9 protein-coding genes and 1 pseudogene are annotated in these 11,369 nt (G+C 50.3%); 7 read left to right on the top strand and 3 right to left on the bottom strand.

All coding sequences use genetic code 11. The features are described from left to right. The 5 genes from BUB38_RS15235 to BUB38_RS15220 form a co-directional block, all read left to right on the top strand. The coding region (locus BUB38_RS15235) for an Rpn family recombination-promoting nuclease/putative transposase (protein WP_217650898.1) at positions 1 to 675 on the top strand (675 nt) is incomplete at its 5' end. A 385-nt stretch (positions 676 to 1,060) separates the two neighbouring features. Beyond that, positions 1,061 to 2,110: a hypothetical protein gene (locus tag BUB38_RS15230; protein ID WP_073161591.1), complete on the top strand. Its 1,050-nt coding sequence runs from the start codon at positions 1,061 to 1,063 to the stop codon at positions 2,108 to 2,110. A gap of 9 nt (positions 2,111 to 2,119) precedes the next feature. Then, a complete protein-coding gene (locus BUB38_RS16500) occupies positions 2,120 to 2,278 on the top strand; it encodes a hypothetical protein (protein WP_158535569.1) in 159 nt (52 codons plus the stop codon). Between the two features lie 101 nt (positions 2,279 to 2,379). Further along, positions 2,380 to 3,732 carry an MFS transporter gene (locus BUB38_RS15225; RefSeq protein WP_073161590.1) on the top strand — a complete coding sequence of 451 codons (1,353 nt, stop codon included), beginning with the start codon at positions 2,380 to 2,382 and terminating at the stop codon, positions 3,730 to 3,732. 26 nt (positions 3,733 to 3,758) lie between these two features. Next, the gene (locus tag BUB38_RS15220) at positions 3,759 to 4,874 is read left to right on the top strand and encodes a hypothetical protein (RefSeq protein WP_073161589.1); all 1,116 of its coding nucleotides are present in this window, start codon (positions 3,759 to 3,761) and stop codon (positions 4,872 to 4,874) included. Between the two features lie 88 nt (positions 4,875 to 4,962). Here the strand turns inward: BUB38_RS15220 and BUB38_RS15215 are convergent, their stop codons facing one another. Both BUB38_RS15215 and alr read right to left on the bottom strand, forming a co-directional pair. Continuing rightward, positions 4,963 to 5,511, bottom strand: a complete 549-nt coding sequence (locus BUB38_RS15215) for a methylated-DNA--[protein]-cysteine S-methyltransferase (RefSeq protein ID WP_073161593.1) — start codon at positions 5,509 to 5,511, stop codon at positions 4,963 to 4,965. Positions 5,512 to 5,782: 271 nt separating this feature from the next. After that, complete coding sequence (alr, locus tag BUB38_RS15210; protein ID WP_073161588.1) at positions 5,783 to 7,006, bottom strand: alanine racemase; 1,224 nt, start codon at positions 7,004 to 7,006, stop codon at positions 5,783 to 5,785. 456 nt (positions 7,007 to 7,462) lie between these two features. On the opposite strand from alr, the gene BUB38_RS15205 reads away from it, so the two are divergent. Together BUB38_RS15205 and BUB38_RS15200 are read left to right on the top strand one after the other, a co-directional pair. Continuing rightward, on the top strand, positions 7,463 to 8,410 hold the full coding sequence (locus tag BUB38_RS15205) for an AgmX/PglI C-terminal domain-containing protein (protein ID WP_073161587.1): 948 nt from the start codon (positions 7,463 to 7,465) through the stop codon (positions 8,408 to 8,410). Between the two features lie 188 nt (positions 8,411 to 8,598). After that, positions 8,599 to 9,714 carry an aminopeptidase gene (locus BUB38_RS15200; RefSeq protein WP_073161586.1) on the top strand — a complete coding sequence of 372 codons (1,116 nt, stop codon included), beginning with the start codon at positions 8,599 to 8,601 and terminating at the stop codon, positions 9,712 to 9,714. Between the two features lie 93 nt (positions 9,715 to 9,807). Here BUB38_RS15200 and BUB38_RS16495 read toward each other — a convergent pair. Then, a pseudogene (locus tag BUB38_RS16495) lies at positions 9,808 to 11,369 on the bottom strand (hypothetical protein); the annotation flags it as partial.

The following is an 11,369-nucleotide window of genomic DNA, read 5'->3' as shown; positions in this document are numbered from 1 at the left end:
CCAAGCAACGGGATCATGTCGCAGATCGGCCGTTACGCCATCAACGTGATGGTGGACAAGGGTAATGCTAAATATCCTTGGCTGCCTACGAAGGCAATCGTTGTTTATAACGGAACTGACCCCTGGGACCCTCTCGCTCAGTACAAGAACATCCATGCCATGTACAACGGACGCATTCCGCATTTCGAGTTCGCCTTCGTGAACCTGGCGGAAATTGACGACGACCTTTGCCTTGCCCACGGCAACGCCGAGGCGGCCATTGGTGCGATTACCATGAAGTATGCTTTCGACATGGCAAAGTACGAGTCCTTGCTGCCGGAAATCGAGAAAAAATTGCGTGTATTGCCCAGCAGCGAAAGTGCTTGCCTTGTCGGCAAGATTGAGTTATATTTGAGGGAGTACATTAGCCCAGAGGCATTGGAGGTTCTGAAAATGGCATTCCAGAGTATTGGACAAAGGCTTGGCTTTGTGAGCGCCGGAGACGAATACCGCGCCCTTGAACGCAAGGTTCGCAGAATGGAGTCGGCAAGCAAGGCAAAAGATGCGAAACTGGCTGCGAGTGAAGCTAAACTGGCCGACCAGGCCAATGCTCTCGCTGAGAAGGACAATGCTCTTGCTGAGAAGGATGCACTGATTGCTGCTCTTCAGGCGAAGCTGGCCGAAAAAAGCAAATAGCTGCTGCGATCATTTCGCATAACGTTAGGACCCCTCGCGGGTCCTTTTTTTGTTTGCGTCTCCCCCGCGCCCCTCCGGTGTCATCCCCGACTTGTTCGGGGATCTCCTTTTTCTCCAAACGAAGCTACTGCAGCTTACAAAGGCTTTTTCGTACACTCAAAAGTCCTGCAAAGCCTTCCCAAAAGATTGGCTCAGCCCTCGAACTCCTTGCTGCGTTCACGAACCATTCACGATGCTCCGATTTCGCTGATTTTGTAGCCTTGCGATAACATTATTAAGTGTCTTTAGTAAATTTTTTATAATATGTAATAGGCTTTAATCGTAATTTTTTGACTTCTATTTTTGGCTGCGGTTGTATAGGGACTTCCTAAGACAGGGGTTCAATATGAAGAAGTTTGCAATAGCTGTAGCTGCTATTTTACTCTGCGCTGTAGGCGCCACTGCCGTGAATACTTGCATGCCGGGGACTCCGAAGGTGTACGGCTCTCTTACCATAGACACCATGACCGTTGATTTTGGTAATGACGTTGGCAAGTATGTTCGGTGTGTTGCCTATTTTGACGATAAGAGCCCGAATCGTGATTCTACGCTTAGTGTTCCTGATACGGAATATGTGGAACATATTATCTATCATCGTGATTTCAGTGGCAATACATATGGAACGGTAATGTTCCCCTTTGAATCCACTCTTTTTGGTGGTGATGGACTTCAGCTTTTTGGCGCGAACGTTTACAAGTTTGTAATGCTGAAACGTTATTGTCCACAATGCGTTGTGCAGGCTATTGTCGATGAAGTAAAAAGAGCTGATACCTTGGAAGCCAATACCCCCTACATTGTAAAGGTTGGTGGTGTTGATGGGGTTAGTCAAATTGAATTTCGACAGACCTATGAAAATTTCCTGAAGGTACCAAGCTATCCGTTGAGCACCAAGGGTGGAAATAACGGGGTCGTCGTGTCCGAAGACGAAGATTCCAAGGGCTGGAAATTCGTTGGCACTTACAGCTACAAAAAATGGGTGGCTGGCGATAAGGATCTCGGCCGCGTGTATGGCTATGCCGCCGAAAAGCGTGAAGCCACGGATGGCAAGAAAAAAGTTTCTGTTGGCGACTTTGTGAAGGGCTCTGCCGGCGCATTTATCCGCCCCATGCGAGCTTACTTCTGCAACAACTGCGCAACTGGCAAGTTCGTCGGTATGAAGGCTGCTGCAAAGCCGGAGGAAACAGCCTCCCTGGATGAGGAACTTCCCGAAAAGATTGAAATTGTCATTCGCGGAAGCGATGGCGACTTGACCCCCATTGGCGTGATGAATACCCGCACTGGAGAAATCTCGACGGATGATAATCTCTGGTTCGACATGAAGGGCCGCAAGCTGAACAAGAAGCCTACCGCCAAGGGAACTTACTACAACAAAGGCCAGAAGGTCGTCATCAAGTAGGGGAGAACCATGAAGAAAGAATATGTAGCCCCGAAGATGGATGTTCTGGAAGTTTGCGTAAATGCCGCACTGCTGCAAGGCTCCGGTACCGAAGGCGGCCCCGACGCTACCGAATACGATGGCGAATTCGGTTTTGACTACAATCCCGAAATGAACAAGAATGCCTAATTGTTAAAATTTGCAGTAGAAATGCTCGGCCAGGTGGCCGGGCATTTTTCGTTCTGTAAAGTGGTTTCTTTTTTCCGAAATTTTTATTTATCTTCAAGGGTATGACATTCCTGCTTGTGGTCATATATGTCGCCTTTATCGGCTTGGGTCTCCCGGATACGATTCTGGGGGCGGCATGGCCCTTGATGCAGACTGATCTGGCGGCCCCTCTTTCTGCGGCGGGAATCCTTTCGATTATCGTGAGTGTCGGGACGATAATTTCCAGCCTGATTACGCCTACGTTGATGCGCAGGCTTGGTACGGGCAAGCTGGTGGCGATTAGCATTTGCTGTACTGCAGTGGCTACGGCTGGATACGGCCTTGCGACCGCTTTCTGGATGATGTGCGTCTGTGCCATACCCATGGGCCTTGGCGCCGGAGCCATCGACGTTGCCCTCAATAACTTTGCGGCAATCTATTTGGAATCAAAGCACACCAACTGGCTGCACGCCAGCTGGGGCGTCGGGGCCTGCCTGGGGCCTGCAATCCTGTCGGCTTCCGTTTTTGTGGGGGCGGGGTGGCGAGGTGCCTATGAACTGAATGCAGTCTTGCTCGGAGCCATCGTGGTGATGATGCTGGGGGCTCTCCCGTTGTGGAAACGTGTCGAAAAACCGAGGCCAAGTAGCGAGAGTGGGCGAGGCAACGGTTCCGAAAATCGTGGTGGCAAGACCTCCGCTCCGGTGGAAAATGACATATCCTTGCGGGCGGCACTTCGTGTGCCTGGAATGAAACTCTCTTTCTTGACTTTCTTTTTCTATTCTGCCCTGGAAATTTCCACTAGCCTTTGGTGTGGAACTTATTTGGTTGCCCGCGGCTTTGCTCCGGAGATTGGTGCTTTGGCGGTTTCTCTGATGTTTGCATGTGTTATGATAGGCCGCGTTGCAAGCGGATTCTTTGCCATCAAGTTTACGGATATGCGCCTGGTGCATGCGGGTATAGCCATTGTGATTGTTGGCTGTTTTACTTTGATCCTTCCGTTGCCGTTATGGTTCACGCCTCTTTGCATTTGTTTGCTTGGTTTGGGCTGTGCCCCTGTTTATCCATCCTTAATTCACGCGACTCCGGCCCGTTTTGGGGAAAATCTTTCGGGGCGAGCCATTAGTATACAAATGGCGGGCTCTTATGTGGGGTCCATTATAATGCCTCCTACTTTTGGATTGATTGCGGCTCATTTTTCTGTGATTCTCTGGCCTGTTGCATTGGCTGTGTTTGTGAGTTGTCTTCTGATTTGCGTTTGCCTGTTGGATTACGTTACCCGTAAGAAGTTGAATAATGCATTCGCTGCCGAACGCATCATGGACGTACTGCATCAGGTGTCTGCAATGAATGCTGCCCGCAACCGCCTTCGCAAGGAACGCCGCCGTGCCCGCCGAAAAGCAAAGCAGGCCCAGCTGCAGAAGGCTCGAAAGAAATAACTTGGAAAATTTCTACATTTTCGTCTATGGCAAAGAAGAAAAAGTTTTTTAAGTCCCCGGCGCTGGCTCAGGCCAACCGCAGCAAAGAAGATCGCCTTCGCGATACCTTGACTCAGATCGTTAGCGGTGAAAGCCGCCTGTTGAACCGCCCCGATGACTTGTACGAAACCATCGGCAAGGGTATTGACGATATCGAGGATTGCAAGGATCCCAAGGTTCAGCTGGAACTTTTGGCTTGGACCTTGCGTACCGATTTCGTCTCCTTCAAGGTAGATGACGAAGAAAAGGAATATTGGGACAGCCTGTTCTATGACGCTGGTACGTTCTTTGTGGAAATTGCCAAGCAGTACGAAGACAAGGATTACGTGGCCGACCTGATTCACGACCTGGCCGTGCGCCATGTGGGCGGTGAAGGCCGTTCCGTGGTGTTCCTGAGCCTTGAAGAGGTGATGCCGCTGGAAAGGGCAAGCAAGCTTTTGAATGAACTTGTGGCGGAAGAAGCTCAGTTCGCCGACGAAAACCGCGAAGACGTTCTGGACGCCATTTGCGATATGGCAGACGCTATCAACGATTCTGCAAACTATGCCAAGGCCGCCCTGCTGAAGGATCCGGACAAGAGCAACGCTACCATCATCGACATTGCAAACGCCTACTTCATGGCTGGCGACCTGGTGCTTGCCAAGCAGTGGATGAACGATGTGAAGAATCCCGGCAACGAAGACGAAGAAGCTTACCTTGATTTGCAGGCAGCCATCGCCGACAAGGAAGACCGCAAGTCGGATTGCCTGAAGATTGCCCGCCAGCTTTACGAAACCTATCCGAGAATCATGAACCTGGGCCGCCTGGCCGCATTGCTTTCGGATTCCGAAGCGGATCAGCTGTTTACCGAACACGAAAAGTTCCGTTGCGGTTCTTCAGCCAATATGGAATTCATGCAGCTTCTGGCAGGCATGAAGCGTTATAAGCAGTTGGCCGGTTATGTAGACAAGTTTGAAGAAGACTTGGCTGGCATGGATGCCGAAGAGCTGAACGAAATTGCCGATGCCGCCGGAAAGGATGGCGAAAAGGATCTGGCCAAGCACATCCGTGACTGGATCGTAGAAGAGCCCGAAGAAGCCGAAGCCTTCGACGACAAGGACTAGGTTCGACTCCGCTCGCCTACCGAGGTTTGATTCCGCTAGTCATTGAGCGAAGCCGAAATGTCATCCCGGGCTTGTCCCGGGATCTCCTTTACTCCAACAGCATTTCCTGTGGAATTGCGCCTTCTATTACCAGGAGGCGTCTTTTCATATCTAGGCCCAGCCCGAAACCTACCAAGGCTCCGCCTTTCCCGATAACGCGATGGCAGGGGAGGATCAGCGGAATCGGATTCTGGTGCAGCGCCTGCCCGACGGCTCGCGTGGCCTTTGGACTCCCCACGATTTCTGCGATTTCCTTGTAGGTGCGGGATTCACCGTAGGGGATTTCCTTGAGGGCGTTCCAGACTTTTGTCTGAAATTCCGTGCCGTATAATTTATATGGTATGCTGAACTCTTTCCGCTTACCCGCCAAGAATTCGTTCAACTGAAGAACGACTTTGCGGTAGGCGCGGCTCACTGCCGGCGACATTTCGGATTCAATATCGGCAACGGCGTAAGTGCAGGCCTGAACCTGGCTTGGCTTTGCGTTGTCAGAATTGTAGCGCAGGCTGCAAAGTTTAGACTTCTCGAATACAAAAGTCCATTCGCCCCATAAGTTTCGGTGGCGTATGGTTGTGTATTTTTCGTCTGAAAAGTCCATATCCTGAATATACAAGATTATTTTTTATGTGGATGAAAAAAGGCAGTGCTTTTTCCTTTAAAAAGGATTTTTGACCGCCTTTTTGTTATGTTGTATGTGGATTTTCCTGCAAAACGCACTTGATGTTGAAGAAAATCTCCTTCTTTTTGAAAAATAGAAGCGAAAATCCTCTTTTTTATGCCTTTTTTACGGATAAACTAAAAGAAAGGCGGTGGATTGACCCTAAAAAAGGTATTTCCACCGCCTTTTTTGCTGCGAACTCAGCGAACCACTATCTCAACGGGTATTCCTTGAATTCCTTTACGCCGAATTCCTGACGCAGGTAGTCCCAGCGGACCAGGCGGTTCTTCCAGTAGTACTTGCGGTACAGACGGCGAGCCACGCGGCTTGTCAGTTCGTAGGGAATGGTGTGATGGTCGTCGGCCACACTTTCCATGGAAATGCGGAAATCCAGTTCGCCGTTCACCACGTCTACGGTTTCACCGACTTGCACGTCGGGAATGTGGCTCACGTCCACCATGGTGGCATCCATGCAGACTCGACCCAGGATGGGGCAGAGCTGTCCGCGGATAAAGACGAATCCCTTGTTGTATTCACCGCGAAGGTAGCCGTCGCCGTAACCGATGGCGATGGTGGCGATGCGGGTGGGCTGCTGTGCCATCCAGTATCCGCCGTAGCTTACGGTTTCGCCGGGCTTCACATCGTGAATGTGACGGATAGTAGACTTGATCTTCATGACAGGCTTGATTGGCCAGGGGGAAGGGGCGGCTCCCATGGGATTGTAACCGTACAGGGCGAGGCCGGGACGGACCATGTCGAAATGACTTTCGGGATGGGTCAGTGTGCCTGCAGAACTGGAGCAGTGGCAAATTTCGGGACGGAGGCCTTCGGCTTCCAGCACATCTACCAAGCGGGCAAATCTCTGGATCTGGATTTCGGTCTTGGGGTTGCCCGGCATGTCGGCGGTGGCCAGATGAGTGAACATGCCTTCGAACTTGAGGTTCTTGAGGCTGAGGGCGGCACGTACGTTGTTGAAGTCTTCGGCGTCGAAACCGTAGCGGTTCATGCCGGTGTCAATTTTCAGGTGGGCCTTGCAGGTGCAATCGTTTTCGCGGAGGAACTGGTCGAAGGCCATGGCGGTACGGATGTCCGTAATGACGGCGGTCAGCTGGAATTCTACGAAGTAGGCGAAGTCTGCGGGGGTGCAGGGGCCAAGAACCAGGATGGGCAAGTCCATGCCGTACTGGCGCAGGACCATACCTTCGCTGATGTGGGCTACGCCGAGGTAGTCTGCTCCGCCGAACTTGGCGGCAAAGGAACAGGCCAAGCTGCCGTGACCGTAGGAGTCTGCCTTGACGGGCAGGAGAATCTTGGTGTTGGCAGGAATCTGGCTACGGATAAACTGAATATTGTTACAAAGGGCGTCGAGGTTGATTTCAATCCAATTGGGGCGCGCGATTCTATTAAGATCGGGAGGATTCTGTAAAAGCTTCATGATGCAAAAAAATATAAGAAAACTCTAATTTGGAATAGAACAGGTTGCCGTATTTTTTGTAAAAATGGACCGCTAAAATGATGGGGTGAATCCGCCTCTAGCCCTTATGCCATATGGCATTGGCGGTTCGACTGATTTTTTACAGAAAATCCCATAAAGATTTGTTTACCGATGCCGACGTTCCCGCCTGATTTTTTCTTTGTACATTCAAGATGTTCGAGATGAATTTCGTTCATTCCCCGAAGTAAGGAGCGGTGGTAGAACGGAGTTGAGAACAAGCTAACTTAACGTTTTCGTATTCCCGTTTCATATAAAGTTTGAGTGTTGGACATTGCCCTGCAATGTCGTTCTCTGCTTTACCCCCTCATAAAAAAGACTCTCCCCAAAAGAGCCGTTTCTAAGGTATTTCTCCCATAAATCACCAAACTCTTTCCGAAAGGAAAGGAGGATAAAATCATGAAAAACGTAAACGAAAAGAAGAAAGTAAAATTGGATCCGCTGGTAGCTGCGCTGATGCCGGATTCCGACAAGAAGATGGGTGCCATTGCAAGTGGTTCTCTTCTGGTGGCGCTTGCCCTTTGCTTTTGGGCGGCGGCATTCGAACAGCTTGTTCCCGAAGTGGCCTTTGTGGATTCGGTGAACGAGAATATCAGGGCTACCATGCAGATCCTAGACCGAAAAGAAGAAAAGAAGGAGGAACGTCCCAAAAGAAAGATGGAACAGGTCAATCGCAGGAGAGCGGGTGGCGGCGGCCCCCGTCGTGGTACGGGTAGACCTAATGCGGTCCAGGAACGTAGTGTTCTAAAAATGCTAACGGCGCAGACCCATAGCGCAAGCGCCGGGGCCTACGATCTGATGACGCAGAAGTTCGCCAAGGATATCGACAAGGTGCTTAAGCACAGCAGCGGCCTTCAGCTCTCCGGAAAACATCGAATCGGTGAACGTGCCGGTAAGGTGGACGGGGGCTTTAATCAGGGCTATGCTGCTGGCGGTAGCGGTGGCGTGGGAGATGCTCTCAGCAGTCTTATTGGAGGCTCTGCCGGAGCGCTTTCCACAAGGGCTAGGGGGCCTATGAAAATTCCGTCGCCTACGGATATTGAGTGGGGTTCCGATCATTCGGTCCGTTCGTCTTCTGATGTGATGAAGGTGATTAGGACTCGAACGCCTGGGCTTCGCCATATCTACAACAAGTACCTCAAGAAAAAACCGGGATTCCAGGGCAAGGTGACTTTGCGGTTTACCATTGCTCCGGGCGGTGAAGTCATTAGCAACGCCATTGTCGGGTCGACAACCGGCTACGCGGAATTCGATAGTGAAATCAGGAATGCCGTGAGCCGTTGGACCTTCAGTAAGATTAAGGCGGGCAATACCACCGTGACAATCCCCTTCACGTTCTCTGAATAGTATAACACCCTAAACCCCGATAGCCCCCAAGGCTGTCGGACATTTTTATATTTAGGTATGAGTTTTGAGTCATGAGCTATGAGTTAATAAGTTAGGCGCCTTCGGCGCGATTATAAAGACTCGTATCTCACGGCTCATCATTCACTACTCACCGCTCATCTCTCACGGCTCATCACTCACTGCTCATTATGAAAGATCCTCGCATTACCAAGCTTGCTGAAAATTTGATTAATAACGCCATTGCTCTTAAGGCTGGCGAAAACATTCTCATCGAAACCACCGACACTCCCGATGAACTGACGACGGAGTTGATCAAGGCTGTTTCCAAGGCTGGTGGCAATGCCTTTGTGCATAACTACAATGGCCGTGTCCGTCGCGAAATGATCAAGTCCGCTTCTGTGGAGCAGATGAAGCTGGCTGCGGATCTGGCCATGGAAGAAATGCAGAAGATGCAGTGCTACATTTCTATCCGTGCTGCAGAAAACGCCATGGAAAACTGCGACATTCCTGGCCCGCAGATGAGGAACTATCGAATCATCAACCAGGCTGTTCTGGACTATCGTGTGAACAAGACCCGCTGGTGCGTACTTCGTTGGCCCAACCCCTCTATGGCACAGGCCGCCAAGATGAGCACCGAAGCTTTCGAGGACTTCTACTTTGAAGCTTGCCTGGCCGATTACCCCCGCATGGCCAAGGCTGCCCAGAATCTGGTGGACCTGATGAACCGTACCGACAAGGTGCGCCTGGTTTCCAAGGGAACGGATTTGACCTTCAGCATCAAGGGAATTCCTGCCGTTCCTTGCTGCGGCAACATGAACATCCCCGATGGCGAAGTCTATACCGCCCCGGTCCGCAACAGCGTCAATGGCGTAATCCAGTACAATACTCCGTCCCTCTATGACGGCAAGCAGTTCGGCAATGTGCGCCTGGAATTCAAGGACGGTGCCATTGTGGCAGCTTCTTGCGAAACCGGCGATAACAATGCTCTGGTGGCCCTGTTCAATACCGATGAAGGCGCCCGCTATGTGGGTGAATTTGCCATCGGCTTTAACCCCTACGTGAACAGCGCCATGTGCGATATTCTCTTTGACGAAAAGATTGCAGGCTCCATTCACTTTACCCCGGGCCGTTGCTACGAAGACGCTCCCAACGGTAACGTTTCTGCCATCCACTGGGACCTGGTCCTTATCATGCGCCCGGAATACGGCGGTGGCGAAATCTGGTTCGACGACGTTCTGATCCGCAAGGACGGCAAGTTCGTCATCGACGAACTGAAATGCCTGAATCCCGAAGAACTCGCTTAATTTTGTCCATAACCTGCGCATTACTGCGTTGCTCGCCCCCTTACGACGAAAAAGTCCCCGCATCTGTTTGATGGGCGGGGACTTTTTGTTGTCTTAGAACGGCTTTTGTGTTCTGTATATTATTTGTTTTGCTGTTGGACGACTATTTTTCCTTCGACCAAGAATGTCAAAATTTTTTTGAGATATGGTGAAATCTATATCAAAGGTTTCTTCGGTGGTGATGTCTTGGCTCTGGCCGTAGGGAGCTTGTTTTTGCAATGATGTGTAGCAGTCGATTTCTACATACCACCAGCCAATGTTGCCGTAGCTGAAGGAGCCGCTCCACAGCCAGGAATTTCCGCAATCGCCACCGCGGGATGGGTTGCATTTATAGCATGTGCCGTTGTATGCGAAACAGGCTGATGTTGGATTGCTTGGAATTTCGTCCAACGGGAAACCGGGACATGCTCCGATTTTATTTTTATCGATTCGGTTCCCTGTATTGCAATCAACCTCTCGCCACCACCATGAATCCGATGCATTGTCATTTACCCAGCCATTGAACTCGTTGGCTCGGGCGGGATTCAGGGAATAGCAAGAGCCCTCTTCCATGTTTTGTAGACCCGAATTGAAAATTTGATCGGGGTTGTTGACGATACCGTCAAAAACGTTTGTCGCCAAGGATGAAGAAGATTCTGCCTTGCTGGAACTGGACTGCTGAACCTCTATGCTTGAACTTGAAACCGCTGCCGATGAACTTGATGGATTTATGCTAGGAGTGATTTTCCTCTGATGTTCTTCGATGATATATTCGCAGAAATCGTATGCGTTTGAAAGTGTCCTCGGACTTAAAGTTGAAAGATGGCCTCTGCCGATGTAATCGTAGTCGTAGTATACATACATTGTCGGGAATGTCTTAATCGATTCATCCCCGAGTTCAATAGCCATTTTTCGTGTGAAATTAGCAGGGATTCGACGTAATGTTTTCTCTGTAAATTCCAAATCCTTGTCGAAATAAATTACGTCAGAAGTGAATCCTGTACAGCCGTTTTCGTCCAAAGCTCCGTTGAAGCATGTGTAGTATGGCTGCTCAAGGTAGGCTCCGTTCTGGCCACAACTTTCTTTATCGTTGTAGCATCGGTAAAAAAGATGGTCGTAGTTCTCGTAATACTGTACTGCTGCGAATTTAGCCCTTATGCCCAAGGATGTTTCGTTGTTTTCGTGCCGACAATAAATTTCTACGGCTCCGCCGTCTAAGTCTAGGGTAGGAATGCCATTCATTTCGGGTCTTGTTGTGCTGACGTAGCGAGACACTTCGCAACTTCCGTCGGATTGACGGGAATAACAGGCCGTCAAATTAGATGGTTCTTCCTCACTGGAAGAAGATTCGCTTTCGCTAGATGATGAACATGCGGTAGGATCGTTTTCGTCGCAAGGATTGTCCTCTTCGCTAGAGGATGATTCTGAATCATCGCTGTCGGATGATGTGACTTCTGAGCTGGATGAATAGCAGGTTGATGGATCGTCTTCGTCGCAGGGGAAAATTTCTTCACTTGACGAGGATTCATCTTCAACAGAATTGCTGGATTCCACAAACGAGGAACTGCTGAACGCGGAGGAGGAACTAGATTCTGCGCATCCCGGAATCGTAGCACCGCAAGTTCCTCCATTCGGGT

Source organism: Fibrobacter sp. UWH5 (assembly GCF_900142505.1).
In the GTDB taxonomy this organism is placed as follows: domain Bacteria; phylum Fibrobacterota; class Fibrobacteria; order Fibrobacterales; family Fibrobacteraceae; genus Fibrobacter.
Note: the sequence above shows the minus strand (reverse complement) of the source record. Positions and strands in the feature narration are given on the sequence as shown.